General features: G+C 72.2%; 19 protein-coding genes. 13 read left to right on the top strand and 6 right to left on the bottom strand.

From position 1 onward, the window contains the following. Positions 1–4 precede the first annotated feature (4 nt). From OF850_RS14165 to putA, 4 genes are all read right to left on the bottom strand, one after another. On the bottom strand, positions 5–976 hold the full coding sequence (locus tag OF850_RS14165) for a Bug family tripartite tricarboxylate transporter substrate binding protein (protein ID WP_301590908.1): 972 nt from the start codon (positions 974–976) through the stop codon (positions 5–7). 91 nt (positions 977–1,067) lie between these two features. After that, positions 1,068–2,237, bottom strand: coding sequence for a cobalamin-independent methionine synthase II family protein (locus tag OF850_RS14160; RefSeq protein WP_301590907.1), 1,170 nt, complete (start codon positions 2,235–2,237; stop codon positions 1,068–1,070). A gap of 69 nt (positions 2,238–2,306) precedes the next feature. Further along, positions 2,307–4,262, bottom strand: coding sequence for an alpha/beta hydrolase domain-containing protein (locus OF850_RS14155; RefSeq protein ID WP_301590906.1), 1,956 nt, complete (start codon positions 4,260–4,262; stop codon positions 2,307–2,309). A gap of 55 nt (positions 4,263–4,317) precedes the next feature. After that, complete coding sequence (putA, locus tag OF850_RS14150; RefSeq protein WP_301590905.1) at positions 4,318–7,395, bottom strand: bifunctional proline dehydrogenase/L-glutamate gamma-semialdehyde dehydrogenase PutA; 3,078 nt, start codon at positions 7,393–7,395, stop codon at positions 4,318–4,320. A gap of 122 nt (positions 7,396–7,517) precedes the next feature. Between putA and OF850_RS14145 the strand changes: the two genes are divergently transcribed. Next, a complete protein-coding gene (locus OF850_RS14145) occupies positions 7,518–7,973 on the top strand; it encodes an Lrp/AsnC ligand binding domain-containing protein (RefSeq protein WP_301590904.1) in 456 nt (151 codons plus the stop codon). A 149-nt stretch (positions 7,974–8,122) separates the two neighbouring features. Beyond that, complete coding sequence (locus OF850_RS14140; RefSeq protein WP_301590903.1) at positions 8,123–8,947, top strand: transporter substrate-binding domain-containing protein; 825 nt, start codon at positions 8,123–8,125, stop codon at positions 8,945–8,947. Between the two features lie 223 nt (positions 8,948–9,170). On the opposite strand, the gene OF850_RS14135 is transcribed toward OF850_RS14140, so the two are convergent. Both OF850_RS14135 and OF850_RS14130 read right to left on the bottom strand, forming a co-directional pair. Further along, a complete protein-coding gene (locus tag OF850_RS14135; protein ID WP_301590902.1) occupies positions 9,171–10,481 on the bottom strand; it encodes a tetratricopeptide repeat protein in 1,311 nt (436 codons plus the stop codon). Beyond that, complete coding sequence (locus tag OF850_RS14130; protein WP_301590900.1) at positions 10,478–11,407, bottom strand: serine/threonine dehydratase; 930 nt, start codon at positions 11,405–11,407, stop codon at positions 10,478–10,480. The genes OF850_RS14135 and OF850_RS14130 overlap by 4 nt, the downstream gene beginning before the upstream one ends. An 85-nt stretch (positions 11,408–11,492) precedes the next feature. On the opposite strand from OF850_RS14130, the gene OF850_RS14125 reads away from it, so the two are divergent. The 11 genes from OF850_RS14125 (at position 11,493) to OF850_RS14075 (ending at position 21,401) form a co-directional block, all read left to right on the top strand. Continuing rightward, positions 11,493–11,939, top strand: a complete 447-nt coding sequence (locus OF850_RS14125; RefSeq protein WP_301590899.1) for an HPr kinase/phosphorylase — start codon at positions 11,493–11,495, stop codon at positions 11,937–11,939. Continuing rightward, the gene (gene rapZ / locus OF850_RS14120) at positions 11,936–12,910 is read left to right on the top strand and encodes an RNase adapter RapZ (RefSeq protein WP_301590898.1); all 975 of its coding nucleotides are present in this window, start codon (positions 11,936–11,938) and stop codon (positions 12,908–12,910) included. The genes OF850_RS14125 and rapZ overlap by 4 nt, the downstream gene beginning before the upstream one ends. Next, positions 12,907–13,356 carry a PTS sugar transporter subunit IIA gene (locus OF850_RS14115; RefSeq protein ID WP_301590897.1) on the top strand — a complete coding sequence of 150 codons (450 nt, stop codon included), beginning with the start codon at positions 12,907–12,909 and terminating at the stop codon, positions 13,354–13,356. The genes rapZ and OF850_RS14115 overlap by 4 nt, the downstream gene beginning before the upstream one ends. Before the next feature lie 71 nt (positions 13,357–13,427). Beyond that, positions 13,428–13,721, top strand: coding sequence for an HPr family phosphocarrier protein (locus OF850_RS14110; protein WP_301591013.1), 294 nt, complete (start codon positions 13,428–13,430; stop codon positions 13,719–13,721). Beyond that, positions 13,711–15,552 carry a phosphoenolpyruvate--protein phosphotransferase gene (gene ptsP / locus OF850_RS14105; protein ID WP_301590896.1) on the top strand — a complete coding sequence of 614 codons (1,842 nt, stop codon included), beginning with the start codon at positions 13,711–13,713 and terminating at the stop codon, positions 15,550–15,552. Before OF850_RS14110 ends, ptsP begins: the two co-directional genes overlap by 11 nt. 57 nt (positions 15,553–15,609) lie before the next feature. Beyond that, positions 15,610–16,590, top strand: a complete 981-nt coding sequence (locus OF850_RS14100) for a DUF808 domain-containing protein (RefSeq protein ID WP_301590895.1) — start codon at positions 15,610–15,612, stop codon at positions 16,588–16,590. Positions 16,591–16,658: 68 nt separating this feature from the next. After that, entirely contained in the window at positions 16,659–17,408 is a 750-nt protein-coding gene (locus tag OF850_RS14095; protein ID WP_301590894.1) for an electron transfer flavoprotein subunit beta/FixA family protein, read from the top strand. A gap of 2 nt (positions 17,409–17,410) precedes the next feature. Beyond that, positions 17,411–18,343, top strand: a complete 933-nt coding sequence (locus tag OF850_RS14090; protein ID WP_301590893.1) for an electron transfer flavoprotein subunit alpha/FixB family protein — start codon at positions 17,411–17,413, stop codon at positions 18,341–18,343. A gap of 46 nt (positions 18,344–18,389) precedes the next feature. Next, positions 18,390–19,310, top strand: coding sequence for a 3-hydroxybutyryl-CoA dehydrogenase (locus OF850_RS14085; protein ID WP_301590892.1), 921 nt, complete (start codon positions 18,390–18,392; stop codon positions 19,308–19,310). 238 nt (positions 19,311–19,548) lie between these two features. After that, positions 19,549–20,499, top strand: a complete 951-nt coding sequence (locus OF850_RS14080; protein WP_301590891.1) for a tripartite tricarboxylate transporter substrate binding protein — start codon at positions 19,549–19,551, stop codon at positions 20,497–20,499. Between the two features lie 11 nt (positions 20,500–20,510). Then, complete coding sequence (locus OF850_RS14075) at positions 20,511–21,401, top strand: NAD(P)-dependent oxidoreductase (protein WP_301590890.1); 891 nt, start codon at positions 20,511–20,513, stop codon at positions 21,399–21,401. Positions 21,402–21,576 lie beyond the last annotated feature (175 nt).

Genomic DNA, 21,576 nt, shown 5'->3' with positions numbered 1-21,576 from the left:
GGCTCTACTGCACTGTGATGTTCTTGGCGCGGATCACCTCGCTCCACCGCTGGAGGTCGCTTTCCATCACGCGCCGCAGCGCCTCGCCGTCACCGCCGACCGGCGTGCCGCCCTGCTGCGCCAGGCGTTCGCGCACCTCTGGCAGGGCGACGATGCGCGCCACCTCGTCGCGGATGCGCGCCACCACCGCCGGGTTCATTCCGCGCGGGCCGAGCAGCCCGTACCAGAACGAATAGGCGAAGTCGAAGCCCTGCTCGCGCGCCGTGGGCACGTCGGGCAGGGCCGGGATGCGGCCACCCGTGGTTCCGATGGCGATGGCGCGCGCCCGCCCGTCGCGCACCGCGCCCAGCACGGTGGGCGGTGCCGCGATCAGGAAGCCGACGCGCCCGGCCAGGAGGTCCGTGAAGGCCGGCCCCATGCCGCGATACGGCACGTGGGTCAGCTGGATCCGCGTGAGGTCCTGCAGGTATTCCGTGTAGAGATGCGGCGAGGAGCCGGCGCCCATGGAGCCGTAGAACCCCGCCCCCTCGCCTTCGCCGCGCCGCCCTTCCACGTAGTCGCGCAGGTTGCGCGCGGGGCTGTTGCCCGGCACCACGAACACGGTCGGGTAGTCCACCACCAGCGAGACCGGCGTGAAGTCCGTGCGGATGTCGAAGCCCAGATTGGGATAGAGCGGCGGCGCGGTGGCCAGCGAGTTGTCCGTCAGCAGCAGCGTCGTCCCGTCGGGCGGCGAGCGCACCACGGCGGTCCAGCCGATCACCCCGCCGCCGCCCGAGCGGTTGTCCACCACGAAATTGCCGCCCGTCGCCTCGCCCAGGCGCTGCGCGAGAAGGCGCGCGACGAAGTCCGAGGTGCCGCCGGGCGGATAGGTGACGAGGATGCGGACCTGCCGGTTGCCCGGCCACGCCTCCTGCGCAGCGGCGGGCAGGGCGAAGGGCAGCAGCGCGGCGGCGGCAAGCAGCAAACGGCGGATCATGGGTTCCTCCTGTCCTGTGCCGGTTCCTCCGGCTTCTTCGGGGGCGCATCAGCCACGGGTCGCGGCGGCCGCGCGAGGCAAAGCCAGCACATCAGCCGAGCAGGCGGCGGGAGGCGATGTCGGCCCCCTCGCGCATGGAGCGCAACTTGGCCCAGACCACGTCGGGGGCGACGCGCCCTCGCCCGGCGGCGGTATCGAAGCCGCAATCCGTCCCGGCCATGAGGCGCGTCGGATCGCCGATGCTGTCGGCGATGCGCTCCAGCCTTTCGGCCACCACCTCCGGGTGCTCGACGAAATTGGTCAGCGTGTCGATGACGCCCGCGACGAGATACTGGTCGGAGGCCAGCGGCAGGCGGCGGAAGGCGCGGTGCTCATGCGCGTGGCGCGGATTGGCGAAGGGCAGGACGAAGCCCGCGACCCGCGCCTGGAGGATGGTGGGCAGGATCTCCTCCAACGGCACGTCGGCGTCGTGCGGGGCCTCGTAATTACCCCAGCACACGTGCAGCCGGATGCGGTCGCGCGGCAGGCCTTCGATGGCGCGGTTGATCGCCGTGACCACCTTTTCGCAGAAGGCGATGAAGTTGCCCAAGGGCTCCTCACGGAAGGAGGCGTGGCGTTCGAGGGCGAGGTCGGGGCAGTCGAGCTGCAGCGTGAAGCCCGCCTCCAGGATGGCGGCGTATTCGGCGCGCAACGCAGTCGCCAGCGCCTCCAGATACGCCTCCTCCGACCCGTAGTGGCGGTTCTGCACCACCGCGGCCACGATGCCGGGTGAGGGCGCGGCCAGGAAGGCGCCCGCGATGCGGTCCCGCGCCGGGGCCAGAGCCTGTCCGAACTCCTCGCACTCGGCGCGCATCGCCGCCTCGCCCACGTAGCGCACCGGGCCGATCGCGGCGGGCAGGTTCGCCGTCATGCTGGCGGTTTCCTTGCCCGCCCAGGCGGCCTGCAGCTCCGCCTTGAACTCCGGATAGGCATCCACGTCCTGCCAGCCGGTGCGGCGGCTTTCGCCGCCCAGCCCGGTGAGCCGGTCGCGCAGGTAGAGGACGAAGGATTCGCGCCCCTGCTCGCCATTGTTGGGGATGTCGATGCCCGCGGCGACCTGCTTCGGCACGATGGCCTCCACCGCGGCGCGGGCGGCCTGCCCCAGCGCCGCCTCGTCCACCGCCTCGCCGCGAGCGCGGCGGGCATGGAGTTGGGTCAGCGCGCGTGGGCGCGGCAGGCTGCCCGTGTGCGTGCAAAGGATGCGCGTTCCGTCCGGCCGCAAGCCCGTTTCCTCCGTGTTCGTTCCGCGCCACTCCACCGCGAAGCGGCGGGGTGGCGCAAGGGCGATGGGTCAGCGCCGCAACCGGTCCAGCGTGCCGGCGGTGGCCGCGTCCGCCATGGCTTCCGCATCCTCCGGGAGCAGCAGGCGCTCCGCCACCAGCCGTTCAGCCGCCGCGCGCACCGCCGCGACATAGGAATCGGGCGTCGGGTAGCGCTCCTCCAGCGAGGGGCCCGGGTCGTCCTGCGCCTCGCGCTCCGCCCGCGTCGCGACGAAGGGCATGACACCGCCGGTGTTGGTGCACAGCGCCCCGGCGCCGAACCCCTCGGCGCGCGGATTCCAGCCGAGATAGGTGGCGCGCGGCGCCTCGATGGCCGGGACGCGGATGCCGCCCAGCGCGTTGCCGTCCGCGTCGGGACGCGGCAGCAGCACCGCGTATTCGCCGCGCACCGCGGGCGGCATCACGGTGTTGTCCACGAGCTGCGCGGGCGCGTGGCTGCCCGTGTAGGGGAGGCCGGGAATGGCGGCATACAGCCCCTCCGGCGCGGCCAGCGTGCCGTGGGCGCGCATGGGGAATCGGCTGGCCGGCGGCTCCACTCCCTCGCGCATCCAGCGCTCGGCGGCCACCAGCAGGGCGCGCAGCGGCGCCCCGGCCTGGAGCGGGTTCACCGGCAGGGCGCAGCGCTCGTTGCGGATCATGGCGGCGGAGGCGAGGGCGAAATGCGGATGCCCGGTCAGCGCATAGGCGCGCACCTCGGGCGGCAGGTCGAGATGGCGGCCGCGCGTGTCGGTGACGAGAAGCGAGGCGCGCGCGCCCCAGAACTCGTACTCGCTGTCGGTCTGCATGATGACCGGGCAGGTGCCGGAGGTGCGGCAGCGGCGCAGCAGCCCGTCGCGGCGGCCGGACAGGTGGTCCTCCGTCTCCGCATAGGTGAAGGGGAACTGGTCCACCGGGTAGTGGCGGTCGCCATGCGGGGTGGGGTTGCGGCTGGGCTGGGCGAAGCGGGCGTTGGTGTAGCTTCGCCGCGTGCCCGGGATGTGCGGCAGCATGGCATCGTAGACGCGCCGCCCCGCCTCGTCCTCGTTGAAGCCGCCATGGAGGAAGTCGCGCACCACGCGGCCGGATTGCGAGACGCCGTGCAGGATGGCGCGGTCCACGCTCACCCGCCCGTCGCGCGCCAGCGGGTTCTCCGGTCCCTTCTCCCAGCGGAGGAAGGAGGCAATGTCGCGAAAGGCGGCAAAGGCCATGCCCTGCACCGTCGAGTCCTTCGCCTCGTAGATGAATTCATAGAGGGCAGCGGCGTCGAAGCCTTCGGGCCGCGTGATCTCGATGCGGCGGTCGTCCAGGAAGCGGAAGGACAGGCCGGGCGGCGTCTGCCGCGCATCCTCCGTCCGGGCACGCACCGTGAGCGTCGCGCCCTCCCGTCGCGCGGCAGGATAGGTGAGGGTCGCGGTGACCGGGCTGGTGCGATTCTCGAACAGGAACTCCTCGCGCGAGGGCGCGGTGATGCCCGGCACCACGGGGGCTTCCATGCGGATGCCCGCGCCGCGTCCCTCGCCGGGCGGGATGTCGCTCTGCCAGCCCACCCAGACCAGTGTGTAGCCCTGGCGCAGGAGGAAGCCGTTGCCCGGATTGCGCCCGAGCATGAGGTCGTTCGCCGCCGCGTCGTGGTACAGCTGCCCGGCCAGTTCGCGCCCACGATTGGGCACCTCCACCAGCAGCGTGCCGTTGCCGCGGAACGGGTCGGCGGGACGCAGGATCACCGCCTCCGCCACCGCCTCCACCTGACCCTGCGCGTTGCGCGGCGCGAGGGCGAGGTCGACGATGCCGGCGTTGCGCGCCTCCTCCGGGTCGAGGGCGATGGTGACGCGCGCCGCGATGCGCTCATAGGCGCCGGTGTTGCCGAAGCCGCGCCCCTCGAAGACCGGAAGCGGCGGGCCGGAGGGTTCGAAGCGCAAGACCTCCGCGGCGGCCGGGGTTGCGAGAAGCGAAAGCCCGAGCAAGGCCCCAGCGGCGCGTGACGTCATCAGCATGTTCCTCCGGCGCGATGCTAGGCACGGAACGTCGCGCCGGGAAACGTCCCTACCCGCGTCCCGCCAGCAGAGCCACGTTGCCGCCCGCCGCGGCGGTGTTCACCGTTTCCACCCGCTCCAGCGCGAAGCGGCGCAGGTAGTCCGGCCCGCCCGCCTTGGGGCCCGTGCCCGACAGCCCCATGCCGCCAAAGGGCTGCGTCCCCACCACCGCGCCGATCATGGAGCGGTTGACGTAGCTGTTGCCCGCCGGCACCGCGTCCAGCACCTCCCGCGCGAAGCTTTCGTTGCGGCTCTGCACGCCGAGGGTCAGCGCGAAGCCGCTCGCCGCCACGCCGGCCAGCGTCTCGCGCAGTGCGTCGCGGCGCCAGCGCACGACATGGAGGATGGGGCCGAACACCTCCTCGCGCAGATGCTCCGGCCGCGCGATTCCGAAGATGTGCGGCGCGACGAAGTGTCCGCCCTCCGGCGCCGTGCCGTCCAGCACCACCTTTGCCTCGCCGCGCATGCGCGCAATGTGGGCCAGCAGGCGCTCGCGCGCCTCGGCGTCGATGACCGGGCCGATCTCGGTCTGCGGGTCGGCGGGGTGGCCCAGCGCCAATTCGCGCGCCGCGCCGGCGATCATCGCCAGCATGCGGTCCGCCACGTCCTCCTGCACGCAAAGCAGGCGCAGGGCGGAGCAGCGCTGTCCGGCGGAACGGAAGGCGCTGGCGCAGACATCATCCGCCACCTGCTCCGGCAGGGCCGTGGCGTCCACGAACATGGCGTTGATGCCGCCCGTTTCGGCGATCAGAGGCACGATGGGCCCGTCCTTCGCTGCCAGGGCGCGGTTGATGCGCCAGGCCGTGTCGGTGCCGCCGGTGAAGGCGACGCCCGCGACGTGCCTGTGCTCCACCAGCGCCGCGCCCACCGCCCCGTCGCCGGGAACGAGGTGCAGCGCCCCCGCCGGGATTCCGGCGCGGTGCAGCAGCGCCACGGCGCGGGCGGCGACCAGCGGCGTCTGCTCGGCGGGCTTCGCCACCACCGCGTTGCCAGCCGCCAGCGCCGCCGCCACCTGGCCGAGGAAGATCGCCAGAGGGAAGTTCCATGGCGAGATGCAGAGCCACGCCCCGCGCCCATGCCGGATCAGCACGTTGCTTTCGCCCGTCGGGCCGGGCAGCGCCTCCGGGCGGAACAAGCGGCGCGCGCCATTGGCGTAGAAGCGCAGGAAATCCGCCGCCTCGCGGATCTCGGCCACGCCGTCCTCCAGCGTCTTGCCGCCCTCCCGCGCCAGGAGGGCGAGGAAGGCGTCGCGCTCCGCTTCCAGCAGGTCCGCCGCGCGCTCCAGGGTCGCGGCGCGCTCGTCGGCCGGGGTGCGGTCCCAGCGCGGGGCGAAGCCGTGCGCCGCCGCCATGGCGCGCGAGGCCGCCTCGGCGGATTCGGTCACCGTGCCGATGACGCGCCCGGTCGCGGGGTCGCGCAGCTCGCGCATCGCGCCGGGCAGGAGCTGCCCGTCCACCAACGGCGCGGCGTGCCAGGGCCCCTCCTCGCGCCGCACCCCCTCGGCCAGGCGGCGCAGCGTCGCGGCGTGGCCGAACTCCACGCCGCGCGAATTGGGGCGGTCGCCGTACAGGTCGCGCGGCAGGGGCAGGGTGGGACCGCCATCGCTCGCCAGCGCCGCCTCGGGGCGCTGCAGCAGCCGCTCCACCGGCACGGCGGGGTCGGCGGCGAGCGACACGAAGGAGGAGTTGGCGCCGTTCTCCAGTAGGCGCCGCACCAGGTAGGCGAGAAGGTCGGCATGGCCGCCCACCGGCGCATAGGTGCGCACCGCCACCTCGGGGCGCAGCTTGCGCAGCTTGGCATAGAGCGCGTCGCCCATGCCGTGCAGGCGCTGGAACTCGAACCCCTCCGCGTCCCCCGCGCGCTGGAGGATGGCGGCGACGGTCAGCGCGTTGTGGGTGGCGAATTGTGCGAAGACCCGCGGGCGCATCCCGAGCATCCGCGCGGCACAGGCCATGTAGGCGAGATCGGTGGCGGGCTTGCGCGTCCAGACCGGGTAGCCGTCCAGCCCACGCTCCTGCGCGCGCTTCACCTCCGTGTCCCAGTAGGCGCCCTTCACCAAGCGGACCATCAGCCGCCGGTCCAACCGCTCCGCCAGCGCCTCCGCCCAATCGAGCACCGCCATGGCGCGCTTGCCGTAGGCCTGCACGGCGAGGCCGAACCCGTCCCAACCGGCGAGGGACGGATCCTCCAGCGCCCGCTCCATCACCTCCAGCGAGAGTTCCAGCCGGTCCTGCTCCTCCGCATCCACGGTGAAGTTCAGCTCGTGGGCACGGGCGGCGCGCATCAGCCGGTTCAGCACCGGCACCAATTCGCGCAGGACGCGCGGGCGGGCGGTGGCGACGAAGCGCGGATGCAGCGCCGAGAGCTTCACCGAGATGCCCGGCCGCGCCGGCAGGGGCTGGTTGCCGGCGGCGCGGCCGATCGCCTCGATGGCCTCGGCGTAGGAGCGCTCGTAGCGCCGCGCATCCTCCGCCGTGCGCGCGCCCTCGCCCAGCATGTCGAAGGAATGGCGGAAGGCGCGTCCGGCGGGCGAGGCGGCGCGGCCCAGCGCCTCCCCGATAGTCTGGCCCAGCACGAAATGTCCGCCCAGCAGCTTCACCGCCTGGCGCGTGGCGGTGCGCAAGGCGGGCAGGCCGATGCGCCGGCCCAGCGCGGCCAGCACCCCCTCCGGCGTCTCGCCCGGGCGGATGACGCGCACGGACAGGCCCAGCGCCCAGGCCGAGGCATCGCCCAGCCAGGTGCCGCCGGTGCGCGGATGCGCGAAATCGGCGGAGCCGAGCCGGTCCTCGATCAGCCGGTCTGCCGTCTCGGCATCGGGCACGCGCAGCAGGGATTCCGCCAGCACCATCAGCGCCAGCCCCTCGCGCGTGTCGAGCGCGTATTGGCGCAGCAGCTCCTCCACCCCGCCCAGGCCGCTGCCCGTGCGCACCGCCTCTATGAGGCGGGTGGCCAGGGCGTCCACTGCCGCCTCGCGCTCGGGCGGCAGGCGCATCAAGGCTTCACGCAGCGGCCCGAGGGCGGCGTCCTGCGGCGGGGCGTAGGGAGCAGGCAGGCCCGGCGCGAATTCCGGGGCGGGGGCGAGGTCCATGGCAGGTCCAGTGCGGTGTCCTCCCCAAACTGAACCGGGGCCGGGCGGGCTTCATCCCCTTTCGTGCGCTGACGAAGCGGGGAAGATCCGGCAAGGATGCCGGCTCACCGGGAAAGCCACGCATGATCGACGAGACGGACCGACGCATCCTGCGCCTGTTGCAGAAGGAAGGGCGGATCAGCCTGTCCGAACTGGCGGAGCGCGTCGGGCTGGGCGCCACCGCCACCTCCGACCGGCTCAGGCGGCTCCAGCGCGACGGCTTTGTGCTGGGCTTCGGCGCGCGGCTGAACCCGGCCCTGCTCGGGCGCGGCCTCCTGGTCTTCATCGAGGTGCGGCTGGAACGGACGACGCCGGACGTGTTCGAAAGCTTCGCCCAGGCGGTGCGCCGCGCGCCGGAGGTGCTGGAATGCCACATGGTGGCGGGCGGCTTCGACTACCTGCTGAAGACGCGGGTGGAGGACATGGCCGCCTATCGCCGCTTCCTGGCCGAGGTGCTGCTCGCCCTGCCCGGCGTGCGCGAGACGCATACCTTCGCGGTGATGGAGGAGGTGAAGGCGACGGCGGAACTGCCGATCTAGAGGGTGGGACGGACCTGACCGGTGGTTGTGCGCGGGGGCAAGTCGGTTCGTACCTCTGACCTTTGCCCAGCGACCAAAGAGCTTGTTGATTCGTGGCACCGAGGCGACGCAATCTTGATGGGCTGCGTCCGTCCCGCAGGAGAAGTCAGATGCGACCAATCTCCACCGCCGCCAAGTCCGACTGGGCGGGGGGCCTTTCGCGTCGCTTGCTTTTGGCGCTCCCGGGCCTGCCGGTCCCAACCCTGCTTCATGCGCAGGCGCCGCAGCCAGGCGCGGCGGTCGCGCCGGGCGGCCGGTTGCGCGCCGCGATCATCACCTCGAACCCTGTGCTGGTGACCATGGGTCCCGATGGAAGCCCGGGCGGGGTCACCGTCGATCTCGCGCGGGCCCTGGCGGAGCATCTGAGTGTGCCGCTGCAGATCGTGCCTTATGCGAACCCCGCCCGGTACAACGAGAGCATCGGCAAGGGAGAGTGGGATGTCGGGCTGGCGGCGCGTGATCCGGCAAGGGAGGCGGTGCTGTCCTTCAGCGAGCCCTTCATGGAGGTGGATGGCGGCTTTGTCGCCCGCCCCGGCGGGACGATCCGGCAAGCCGCGCAGGCCGATGGGGAGGGCATTCGCATCGCGGTTGCGCAGGGGTCTGCCCCTGATGCCTTCCTGTCGCGCTCGCTTCGGCAGGCCATGCTGGTCCGCATCCCCGGCGGGTTCGCGCCCTCGCGCGATGCGCTGATCAGCGGTCAGGCGGATCTCTACGCCGACAATATCCACATCTGCCACCGGATCGCCGAGGCGGTGCCAGGTGCCTTTGTGTTGGAGGGCCGCTTCAATGCCGTGAAGATGGCGATCGCTGTGCCGAAGGGAAACGAGGCGGCGTTGCCGCCGCTGAACGAGTTCCTACGTGAGGCGAAGCGGCGCAATCTGATCACGGAGGCCATCGCACGCGCAGGCTTGCGAGGGGTGCGACAGGAGGCTTGATCTCCTGGCTGCTGGTGCATCGCAGTTACCCTCAGCCTGCCTCCGAGCATCAAGAGGGAGCCAAAGCCTGCCTCGCTCGACGCGGAGTAGAAGCGACTATCCGCGCCCTAACACCGCGAAGGCCTGAAGACCGCCCACGGCGCAATGTCATGATCGCTTTCGGCCTATCTCATCTTTCTGCATCTGCCATGGCTACAACCACCGGCTAGGTCCGTAACATCCTCTAGCCCGGCACCCGCTCCAGCAGCGCCGCCGAGGCGCGGTCGAACACCCCGTCCCAGGCCAGCGGCCCCGGCGCCATGCGGAACAGCCTCATGGAGGGATACCACGGGCAATCCTCCCGCCCCGTCAGCCAAAGCCAATGCGGCGCGCGGCCCAGCAACACCCAGACCGGCCGGTTGGTCGTGCCCGCGAGATGCGCCACCGCGCTGTCGGTCATGATCACGAGATCAAGCAGCGAAAGCGCCGCCGCCGTGTCGGCGAAGTCGCGCAGATGCGGCGCGAGGTCGGTCACGGCGGCGCGTTGGGGATGCTGCGCCAGTTCCGCCTCGGGCGGGCCCTTCTGCAAGGAAAACAGCCTCACCCCCGGCCACAGGAAGGCGTCCAGGAAGCGCCCCAGCGTCGCCGCGCGCCAATGGTTGGAGCCGAAGGTGACGGAGCCAGACCAGATGATCCCGACCTTCAGCCCCGGCCCGGCCATGTGCGGCCGCAGCCGTTCCAGCCGCGCCTCCTCGGGCGGCAGCGGGGGCAGCGGCGCGACCCGGGGCGAAAACAGGCCGGGCAGCGAGCAGACATGCAGGTGCAGATCGGCCGTCACCTCGGCGCCGGGGGCGACCACCTCGTCCACCAGCGGCGCCGCCAGCGCGGCAAGCTCGGGCTTCGCCTCCAGGACGACGTGCCCGCCGCGCTCGCGCACCCAGGTCAGGTAGCGCAGGATCCAGATTGTGTCGCCGAAGCCCTGCTCGGTGAGCAGCAGCAGCGTCTTTCCCTCGAAGCGCGAACCGTCCCAGCGGGCGCCGGGGCGCGGCCGGTCGGGGACGAGGCCGGTGGTGAGGCGGCATTCGTACTCCGCGAAGCCGCGGCGCAGGTCGCCCGCCGCCAGCCGCGCGCGGGCGAGGTTCCAGGCGGCCTGGGGGTGGCCCAGCCGCAGCGCCTCCTCGTATTCCGGGATCGCCTCCCCGTGCCGCTCGGCGCGGGTCAGCGTGGTGGCGAGGTTGTAGAAGGCGGTGCCGTTCCGCGGCTCCAGGGAAACGGCGCGGCGCTGCGCCGCCACCGCCGTCGCATCCCGCCCCTGCGCGGTGAGGGTGTTGCCCAGATTGCTCCAGATCGGGCCGCGCCGGGGGTCGAGGCGCAGCGCAGCGCGGTAGCACCGCTCCGCCTCCGGGTAGCGGCCGGCCCGGGCCAGCACCACGCCCAGGGCGTTGTGCGTTTCCGGGTCGCGCGGGGCGGCGCGGGCGGACTCGGCGGCCAGGGTCACCGCCTCCTCCAGCCGGTTCTCCTTCAGCAGCGCTTCCAGCCGCTCCACCCGGCTCACGCGGCAAGGCTCGCCGGGTCGGTGTTGCCGCCGCAGAGCAGGATTCCGGGCCGCGCGTCCTCAGGTGGCATCCAGCGGCCGGACAGCAGCGCGGCCAGGGCCGAGGCCCCGCCCGGCTCGACCAGCAGCCGCGCCTCGGCCCAAAGGCGGCGCTGCGCCTCGCGGATCGCCGCGTCGGGGACGAGGATGCTCTGGAGGCGCCCGGCGGCGTGCAGCCGCGCCACGAGCGGGAACATCAGCGCCCCCACCTGTCGCGCGCCCAGGCTGTCCGCCGCGACGCCGCCCACCGGGGCGGGGACGGGCCGCCCGGCCTGGAGGGCCTCGGCCAGGGTGGGGCAGCCCTCCGGCTCCACCGCGATCAGCGTGGGGCCGGACTCCGCATGCCAGGCGGCGAAGCCGCCGATGAGCCCGCCGCCGCCCACGGCGATGAGGAGATGCGAAAGTCCGGGCGACTGCTCCTCCCATTCGCGCGCCGCAGTGCCCTGGCCGGCGATCACCTCCGGCTGGTCATAGGCGTGGATGGTGAGGGCCCCGGTTTCGGCGGCGCGGCGCTCGGCGGCCTCGCGCGCCTCGTCATAGGCGGCGCCGCCCACCACGAGCCGGGCGCCGAAGGAGCGGATCAGCGCCTGCTTGGCCTGGGCGCTGATCGCCGGGACGAAGATCTCGGCCGTGACGCCGAGGCTCTGCGCAGCCGCCGCCACCGCCGCGCCGTGATTGCCGCCGGAGGCCGCGATCACGCCTGCCGCGCCCGCCCCCGCCGCGCGCAGGCAGTGAAAGGCGCCGCGTGCCTTGAAGGAGCCGGAAAGCTGCGTGTGTTCCAGCTTCAGCACGCCGAGGCCAGGCAAGGACATCACTGGGGTGCGCCGGATATCGCCCTCGATCAGGCGATGGGCGGCGGAGACGGAGTCGCGGTTCGGAAGAGTCATGCCCACCGGGTGCAACCGCCGGTCCCTTCCGCGCAAGCCCCAATCCTGCCATATTCGGGACAGTCCAAACTTCTGGACATTCGGAATGACTTTGCACGGAAGCGCCGTCGCTCTGGACGGGGAAGGGATCTTGCTCCTCGCCCCGCCTGGAAGCGGAAAATCCGATCTTGTCCTGCGCCTGCTCGAAGGCGGCTGGCGCCTCGTGGCCGATGACCAGGTGGCGCTGCGCCGCTCGGGCGACGCGCTGCTGGCCGCGCCGCCCCCTGCCCTGGCGGGAATGCTGGAGCTGCGCGGGCTCGGCCTCGTGTCCGGCCTCGCCTGGGCGGAGGCGCCGCTGCACCTCGTGGCGCGACTCCAGCCGGAGGAGGCGATCCCCCGCCTGCCCAGCCCGGAAACCTGGGAGGCGGACGGGGTGCGGCTGCCCCTCGTCGCTCTGGACGGGCGTGCCGCCTCGGCCCCCGCGCGGCTGCGCGCCGCGCTGGATGTCGCGCGCGGGCGCCTCGGCATGGTCGCGGGGGCGCTGGCGGCGTGACCGCGCCCCGTCCCTTCGTGCTGGTGACCGGGCTTTCCGGCGCCGGCCGCGCCACCATCCTCCGCGTGCTGGAAGACCTGGGCTTCGAGACGGTGGACAACCCGCCCCTTTCCATCCTGGAAGGGCTGGTGGAGGACGGGGCCAACCCGCTGGCCGCCGGCATCGACACCCGCACCCGCGGCTTCGAGCCGGGCGAGGCGCTGGCGGTGCTGGAGCGGCTGCGCGCCCGGCCCGGCCTCGCCGTCTCGCTGGTCTTCGCCACGGCGGAGGATGCGGTGCTGCTGCGCCGCTTCACGGAAACGCGGCGCCGCCACCCCCTGGCGCCGGGCGGCCCCCTAGGCAGCCGCGTGCAGGACGGCATCGCGCGCGAGGCGGCGCTGCTGGCCCCGCTGCGCGACGCGGCCGACCTCGTGGTGGACACGTCGGGCCTGCCGATCTTCCGGCTGCGCCAGATCATCGAGGCGCGGTTCCGGCCGGAAGGGACGCCGGGGCTTTCGGTTCTCGTGCAGTCCTTTTCCTTTCCGCGCGGCCTCCCGCGCGAGGCGGACCTCGTCTTCGACCTGCGCTTCCTCCAGAACCCGCATTACGAGCCACTGCTGCGGCCGCTGACCGGCCTGGACCCGGCGGTGGGGGACTACGTACGTGCCGACCCGGATTTCCCCGGCTTCTGGGAACGCCTAACAGGCTTCCTCGACCCCCTGCTGCCGCGCTATGTGGCGGAGGGGAAGAAATATCTGACCATCGCCCTCGGCTGTACGGGGGGGCGTCATCGTTCTGTCTTCCTGACCGAGGCTTTGGCCGATCACCTCCGCCGGCGGGGCTGGCGCGCGGATTCCGCGCATCGGGAATTGGACCCGGTGCCCCATATCCACGCCCCGGCCGAACCTGCGGCCCCCACTCCGTCCGACTCCCAGGGCCAGGAGGCCCCGACAAACCCTTCCATGTCCCATTCACGAGCAATGCCTTCATGATTGGCCTGGTCCTGGTGACCCATGGGCGGCTGGCGCTTGAACTGCGCCACGCCATGGAGCACGTGGTCGGCCCGCAGGAAGGGGTGGCGACGGTGTGCATCGGCCCCGAGGACGACATGGAGGGGCGGCGCGCCGACATCCGCGGCCGCATCGCCGAGGTGGATCAGGGCGACGGCGTCGTCATCCTGACCGACATCCTCGGCGGCACCCCTTCCAACCTCGCCCTGTCGCTGGCCGACCACCGCAAGGTGGAGGTGATTGCGGGGGTGAACCTGCCCCTGCTGGTCAAGCTGGCGAAGATCCGCGGGTCGGAGCCGCTGATGGAGGCGGTGGAGCACGCTGCGCGCGCCGGGCGCAAATACCTCGCCGCCGCCTGCGAGCTGCCGAACGGCGCCGCCGACATGGCGCCGCTGCCGGCCCGCATTTCTGGGAACGGCGCGTCGTGAACGAGTGGCCCGGCGAGGAGGACAGCCCCTCCACCCCCGTTTCGCTGCCTCAGGCGGAATCGTCTTCCTGCATCAGCTGCGGCGAGGGCGGCGGCCTCGTCCTGCGCCGCGCCGTGCCCATCGTGAACGCGCGCGGCCTCCATGCCCGCGCCGCCGCCAAGCTGGTGGCGCTGGCGGAGCGATATTCCGCCTGCATGAACGTCTCGAGGGGGGGACAAACCGTGCCGGCCTGCTCCATCATGGGGCTGATGATGCTGGGTGCCGGCAAGGGGAGCGAGATCGTGATCGAGGCCGAAGGCTGGGACGCGAAGGAAGCGCTGGAAGCGGTGGCCGGGCTGGTGGAAGCCGGCTTCCATGAAGACTGAGAAGGCGGAAACCCTCACCAAGGCCGACTCCCGGGGCGAGTCCCCGCGCAAGGGCCGCGGCCTCAAGGCGCCGGCGGAGCGCCGTTTTCATGGCATCGCCGTCTCGCCTGGCATTGCCATCGCCCCCGTCTACGACCTCACCGAGGCGCCGGCCGAGGCGCCGCGCCGCTCGGTCGCCGAGGGCGAGGTGGAAAGCGAGCGCCTGCGGCTGAACGAGGCTGCCGCCTTTTCCCGCAAGCAGGTCGGCAAGCTGAAGACCCGGCTTTCCGTGCTGCCCGAGGAGGCGAAGGAAGAGCTGGAGCCGCTGCTCGACGCCTACATCCTCATGCTCGGCAATTCGCGGCTGCTGCGGAACGCGCGCCGCCGCATCGGCGAGGAACTCCTGGCCGCCGAGACGGCCGTGTCGGACGAGGCGGAGGCGATCGCCGCCACCATCCTCGCCGCCAAGGACGACGACAAGCAGGGGCTGACCCGCCGCGCCTACGAGGTGCGGGAGATCGCGCGCCGCTTGGTCCGCAACCTCACCGCCACGCCCTTCCGCTCCCTGAAGGAGGTGCCGTCGGGCGCCATCCTCGTCACGGACGAGCTGACCCCCGCCGATGCCGCGCTGCTGGAGCCGGGGCGCGTCGTCGGTGTGGCGACGGAGGAGGGCGGCGCGGACGGGCACACCGCCATCATGCTGCGCGCCCTGGGCATCCCCGCCGTGCTGGGCTGCCACGGCCTGACCGAGGCGGCGCGGCGCGGCGACGCGGCCGTGCTCGACGGGCGCGCCGGCTTCATTCTTCTCCACCCGAACACGGACTCCCTCGCCACCGCGAAGGAGGGCCTTTCCGCCCAGGCGCGCGAGAAATCCCGCCTGGGCCGCCTGCGATCCCTTCCCGCCGAAACCACGGATGGCGAGAGGGTCGAACTCCAGGCCAATCTGGAGATCCCGGCCGAGCTGCCGCTGATCCACCAGGCCGGGGCAGAGGGGATCGGCCTCCTGCGGACCGAGTTCCTGTTCATGAACCGCGAGGACCTGCCGGACGAGGACGCCCAGGTCGCGGCCTACCGCTCGGTCGTGGAGGCCATGGCGGGGCACTGCGTCACCATCCGCGTGCTCGACTGGGGCGGCGAGAAGGACATGGAGGCACTGGCCCAGGGCGTGCCCGTTTCCACCGGGACGAACCCGGCGCTGGGGCTGCGCGGCATCCGCCTGCTGCTGAAGCGCCCGGAGCTGTTGGAGGAGCAGTTCGCCGCCATCCTCCGCGTCTCCGCGATGGGCAAGGTCCGCATCCTGCTGCCCATGGTCACCGTGCCGAGCGAGGTGGCGGCGGCCCGCGACATCTATGAGCGCGTGGCGAAGCGCCTCCGCCGCCGGGGCGAGGCCCTGCCGGAGAAGCTGCCGCCGCTGGGCGCCATGATCGAGACGCCGGGCGCGGCCCTCGCCGCCGACGCCATCGCGCTGGAGGCGGATTTCTTCGCCATCGGCACCAACGACCTCGCCATGTACACCCTCGCGGTGGACCGGGCGGAGGCGGATGTCGCCCATCTCTATGACCCGCTGCACCCGGCGGTGCTGCGGCTGGTGCAGTTCGCCACGGAGGCGGCGCTGCGGCTGCGCATGCCGTGCTCCGTCTGCGGCGAGATGGCGGGCAACCCATCCTTGGTGCCGCTGCTGCTCGGCCTCGGCATCCGGGCGCTGTCCATGAACGCCTCCGCCATCCCGCGGGTGAAGCAGGCGGTGCGCGGGCTGGACATCGACGATTGCGCGCGCTTCGCCCGGCGCGTGATGGAGCAGAGCGACCCGGCGCGCATCGCCGAGCTGGTGGGCGGTTTCGGCAGGGACTGATTCGCCACCCAACCATTCCGATCCTGCACGGTTCGGGATGGTCGAGGAGAAAGGCGCATGGCCACCGGATTGCTCGCCCTGCTGGACGATGTCGCGACGCTGGCCAAGGCGGCCGCCGCCTCGGTGGACGACGTGGCCGCCATGGCCGGCAAGGCGGGGGCCAAGGCGGCCGGCGTGGTGATCGACGACGCCGCCGTCACCCCGCGCTACGTCACGGGCTTCTCCCCGGCACGGGAATTGCCGGTGATCTGGCGCATCGCCCTCGGCTCGCTGCGCAACAAGCTGTTGATCCTGCTGCCCGCCGCCCTGGCCCTGTCCTTTTTCGCGCCTTGGGCCATCACGCCGCTGCTGATGCTGGGCGGCGCCTATCTGAGCTTCGAAGGGGCGGAGAAGCTGCACGAGGCGCTGTTCCCCCACGCCGAGGCCAAGGCCGAGGCGGTGCCCGTGGCGCCGGGCGAGGTCGCCGCCTTCGAGGACCGCAAGGTGTCGGACGCGGTCCGCACCGACTTCATCCTGTCCGCCGAGATCATGGCCATCACCCTGGCCGCCATCCCGCCCTCGGGCTTCTGGACCCAGGCGGCGGTGCTGGCCGTGGTCGGGGTCGGCATCACCGTCGCGGTCTATGGCGCGGTGGCGCTGATCGTGAAGGCCGATGATTTCGGCCTGCACCTCGCGACGCGTCCCGGCGCCAGCGCGGCGGGACGGCGCCTCGGCTGCGCCATCGCCGGGGCCATGCCCAAGCTCCTGCGCCTGCTGGGCTGGGTGGGCACGGCGGCGATGATCTGGGTGGGCGGCGGCATCATCCTCCATGGGCTGGAGGAATACGGGATCGGTGCGCCCTCGCACCTGCTGCATGACTGGGGCGTGGCGCTGGCGGGGATGCTGCCCGCCGGGGGCCCCGTGGCGGAGTGGCTGGTCCATGCCGCCGGCTCCGCCGTGGTGGGGCTTCTCGTGGGGGCAGTGGTGATCGGGGTGCTGCGCCTCCTGCCCCGCCGGCACGCGCCGGCCGACGCTTCGGTCGGGCGGCCCTTGCCCTGAAAGGGGGCGAAGTCTAGGGTCCGGCCGCACAATCTCGCGGCAGCGCAGCAAAAAGGCGGAACGGCCCCATGAAGCTTCTCGTCCCCGTCAAGCGGGTGGTCGACTACAACGTCAAGGTCCGGGTCAAGGCCGACAACACGGGCGTCGAGACGGCGAACGTGAAGATGTCCATGAACCCCTTCGATGAGATCGCGGTGGAAGAAGCCGTGCGCCTCAAGGAAAAGGGCGCGGCGACGGAGATCATCGCCGTCTCCGCCGGGCCGCAGGCTGCGCAGGAGCAGATCCGCACCGCGCTGGCCATGGGCGCCGATCGCGGCATCCTGGTCGAGCATGACGGCGTGCTGGAGCCGATCGCGGTCGCCAAGATCCTGAAGGCCCTGGTCGAGAAGGAAGGCCCCACCCTGGTGGTGATGGGCAAGCAGGCCATCGACGACGACATGAACGCCACCGGCCAGATGCTGGCGGCGCTGCTCGGCTGGCCCCAGGGCACCTTCGCCTCCAAGGTCGAGATCGCCGGCCAGGAAGCGACGGTGACGCGCGAGGTGGATGGCGGGCTCGAGACCGTGAAGCTCGCCCTGCCGGCGGTGGTTACGGCCGACCTCCGGTTGAACGAGCCGCGCTACGCCTCGCTGCCCAACATCATGAAGGCGCGCAAGAAGCCGATCGAGACGGTGAAGCCCGCCGATCTCGGCGTGGATCCGACGCCGCGCCTGTCCGTGCTGCGCGTGGAGGAGCCGGCGAAGCGCCAGGCCGGCGCCAAGGTCGGCAGTGTCCAGGAGCTGGTCGAGAAGCTCCGCAACGAAGCGAAGGTGATCTGACCATGGCGGTCCTGCTGCTCGCCGACCACGACGGGTCGGCCGTTTCCCAGCCCACGCGCTCCGCCGTCGCGGCCGCCGCGAAGCTGGGCGAGGTGCACGTGTTGGTGCTGGGCGAGGGCGCTGCCGCCGTCGCCCAATCCGCCGCCGCCCTCCCCTCCGTCGCCAAGGTGCTGCTGGCCGAGGACGCCGCGCTCGCGCATCGCCTGGCCGAGCCGGTGGCGGCGCTGCTGGTGTCGCTGGCGCCAAACTACTCGCACCTCGTGGCCCCCGCCTCGGCGGCGGGCAAGAACGTGATGCCGCGCGTCGCCGCGCTGCTGGACGTGCAGCCCATCTCCGACATCTCGGGCGTGGTGGATGCCGACACCTTCGTGCGGCCCATCTATGCCGGCAACGCCCTCGCCACGGTGAAGTCCGCCGACCCGAAGAAGGTGCTGACCGTGCGCGCCGCCTCCTTCGACCCGGTGGCGGCCACGGGCGGCTCCGCCCCGGTCGAGAACGTCGCGGCCGTGGCGGGCGAGGCGAAGTCCTCCTTCGTAGGCGCTGAGGTGAGCAAGAGCGAGCGGCCGGAGCTGACGGCGGCGCGCATCGTGGTCTCCGGCGGCCGCGCCATGGGCTCGGCCGAGAACTTCCACCTCATCGAGAAGGTGGCCGACAAGCTCGGCGCCGCGGTCGGCGCCTCGCGCGCGGCGGTGGATGCGGGCTACGCGCCGAATGACCACCAGGTGGGCCAGACCGGCAAGATCGTGGCGCCCGACCTGTACATCGCCATCGGCATCTCCGGCGCCATCCAGCACCTCGCCGGCATGAAGGACAGCAAGGTGATCGTCGCCATCAACAAGGACGAGGAGGCGCCGATCTTCCAGGTGGCCGATTACGGCCTGGTGGGCGACCTGTTCAAGGTGCTGCCGGAACTCGAGGCGGAACTCGCCAAGTGATGGCGCGTAGGGTTGGCGTGGCGGCTGCGCGCCAGGGAGAAACCGCATGACGATCCGCGTCGCCACCCTCCCCGATTCCGTGGTCGAGGTGCCGGAGATCGCCTCGCTGGGCATCATCGGCGCCGGGCAGATGGGCAACGGCATCGCGCATGTCGCGGCGCTGGCCGGGCTGCCGGTCGCCATGGTGGACATCAACCCCGCCGCGTTGGACAAGGCGCTCGGCACCATCGCGAAGAACATGGAACGCCAGATCGGCCGCAGGCTGATCACGGCGGAGGATCGCGACGCGGCGCTGGGCCGCATCACCACCTCCACGGACTACGCCTCGTTCGGCGAGACGGATTTCGTGGTCGAGGCCGCGACCGAGAAGGAAGCGGTCAAGCGCGAGGTGTTCAAGGCGCTCTGCCCGCACCTCAAGCCCACGGCGATGGTGGCTTCCAACACCAGCAGCATCTCCATCACGCGGCTCGGCGCTTCCACCGACCGTCCCGAGAAGTTCATCGGGATGCACTTCATGAATCCGGTTCCGGTCATGAAGCTGGTGGAGATCATCCGCGGTATTGCCACGGACGAGCCGACCTTCCGCGCGGTGGACGCGCTGGCGAAGAAGCTGGGCAAACAGACGGCGGTGGCCGAGGACTTCCCGGCCTTCATCGTCAACCGCATCCTGGTGCCGATGATCAACGAGGCCGTCTATGCCCTCTATGAGGGCGTGGGCGACATCCGCTCCATCGACACCGCGATGAAGCTGGGCGCGAACCATCCGATGGGGCCGCTGGAACTGGCCGACTTCATCGGGCTGGATACCTGCCTGAGCATCATGCAGGTGCTGTATGACGGGCTGTCGGACTCGAAGTACCGGCCCTGCCCGCTGCTGGTGAAGTATGTCGAGGCCGGGTGGTACGGCCGCAAGACCGGCAAGGGCTTCTACGACTACTCGCAGGACCCGCCTGTCCCGAGCCGCTGAAAGCGGCTAAGGGTTTTATGTGCCCTCAACGCGGCGGCCTTTGGCCGCCGCTACGCCGGGCGCCGGCTTGGCTTTCGCGCCGCTTCGGTTGCACTGATTGCACGGTCCGCCTGGGCGCGCCGGCCGCGTTGCGGCCGGATGCTCCTTTGATGCGGTCACGTTCTGCTCCTGTCGCCTGCGCTGGCGTGGCGCGCCGCTCCACGGCTAGGCTTCCGGCAAAACACCGGAGGCCACGTCCATGCTCATCGCCCGCCGCGCGGCGCTGCTGACCCTTGCCCTGCCCGCCCTTGGCCGCGCCCAGCCCGGCTGGGCGCCCACGCGCCCCATCCAGCTCGTCGCCGGCTTCGCGCCGGGCGGCGGCTCGGACGTGATCGCCCGCACGATCGCCGAGGCCGCCGCGCCGCTCTATCCCGTGCCCCTCGTGGTGGTGAACCGGCCCGGCGCGGGCGGCGCCCTGGCCGCCGAGCAGGTGTCGCGCGCCGCGCCGGACGGCCACACGATGCTGCTGGCCGGCGGCTCAGAAAGCACCTCCGTCCCCGCGCATCGCGACGTGCCCTATGACCCCAAAACCGGCTTCACCCCCATCATCCGCCTGACGCGGCACGGGCAGTTCATCGTCACCAAGGCGCGCGGCGGCCGGTTCACCGACATGCGGCAGGTGATCGAGGCGGCAAAGGCGCGGCCCGATGCCGTTTCCCACGCCTCGGCCGGGGTGGGGACGCTGTCGCACTCCATCTTCCTGCTGCTGGGCCGCGCGGCGGGGGTGGAGATGCTGCACGTTCCCTTCACCGGCGGCGGGCCGTCCTTGCAGGCCGTCGTGGCCGGGCAGGTGGACGTGTCCGTGGCGGCGCCGGAGGAGATGCGCGGCCTCGTGGATGGCGGGGAGCTGCGCGTCCTTGCCGTCGCCTCGCCCGAGCGCCTGCCTGCCTATCCCGACGCGCCGACGCTGCGCGAGCTGGGCTGGAACGTCGTGGCGGAGAACATGAAGGGCTGGGTCGGCCCGCCTGGATTGACGCCGGAGATCACGGCCTTCCACCATGACCGCATGAAGCAGGCCATCGCCACCCCGATCTGGCAGCGCTTCCTGGAACGGGCCGGCGAGGCGGATGGCTATGCCGACGGCCCCGCCTTCCAGGCGGCGATGGACAACCTGCTGGACAGCATCCGCGCCGCGCTGCGCCGCGCCTGAAAGGAACCTCCATGCAAGCCATCACCCCGCCCGCACGGGCGGCCTTTGTCGGGCTCGGCGTCATGGGCCGTGCCATGGCCGCCAACATCGCGAAGGCGGGCTTCGACCTCGCCGTCTCCTCCCGCACCCCGTCCAAGGCCGAGGGGCTTTCCGCGCGGCTGTGCGGCACGGGGGCGGAGGCGGCGCGCGGCGCGGCCGTGGTCGGGCTTTGCGTGCCCGACACGCCGGACGTGGAGGCGGCACTGTTCGGCCCCGGTGGCATCGCCGAGGGGGTGGAGCGCGGCACAGTGGTGGTGGATTTCTCCACCATCTCCGCCGCGGCGACGCGCGGCTTCGCCGAGCGCCTCATGGCCGAGCGCGGCGCCATCCTCCTGGACAGCCCGGTGAGCGGCGGTCCGCAGGGCGCCATCGACGGCACGCTGACCTGCATGGTGGGCGGCGACGAGGCCGCCTTCGCGGCGGCGCAGCCCTTTTTCGCGGCGGTGGGCAAGACGATCACCCGCCTCGGCCCCTCGGGCGCGGGGCAGGTGTGCAAGTCGGCGAACCAGCTGATGATCTGCGCCAGCCTCGTCGCCGTGGCGGAAGCGTTGAGCATGGGGCGCAAGGCGGGGCTGGACCCCCTGGCGATGCGCGAGGCGCTGATGGGTGGCTCCGCTGACAGCGCCGTCCTGCGCAACCACGCCAAGCGCCTGCTGGACCGCAAGTTCACCCCTGGCTTCCGGGCGGAGCTGATGCTGAAGGATCTGCGCCTCGCCGCCGAGGCGGTGAAGGACACCGGCACCTTCGCCCCGGCCACGGCCATGGCACTGCCCCTGCTGGAAATGCTGGTGGAGCGCGGCGCGGGAGGCGAGGACGTGGTGGCGCTGGGGCGGCTGGTGGAGGAGATGTCGGGGCTGTCCTGACGGACAGGGCCGCAGCCAGCGCGGATCTATGAGCTGGGCGCACCGATACAGGATCCGGCTGCAAACGCGGCCGGCGCCGCCAGACCATCGGCTCAGCCAGCGCACCCGTGCCGCGGCGGAGCCAAGCCGCCGGAGACGGCGCCCGGCGTAGCGGCGGCTTTCAGCCGCCGCGTTG

The sequence above is a fragment of the Sabulicella glaciei genome (assembly GCF_026183895.1).
In the GTDB taxonomy this organism is placed as follows: domain Bacteria; phylum Pseudomonadota; class Alphaproteobacteria; order Acetobacterales; family Acetobacteraceae; genus Roseococcus; species Roseococcus glaciei.
Note: the sequence above shows the minus strand (reverse complement) of the source record. Positions and strands in the feature narration are given on the sequence as shown.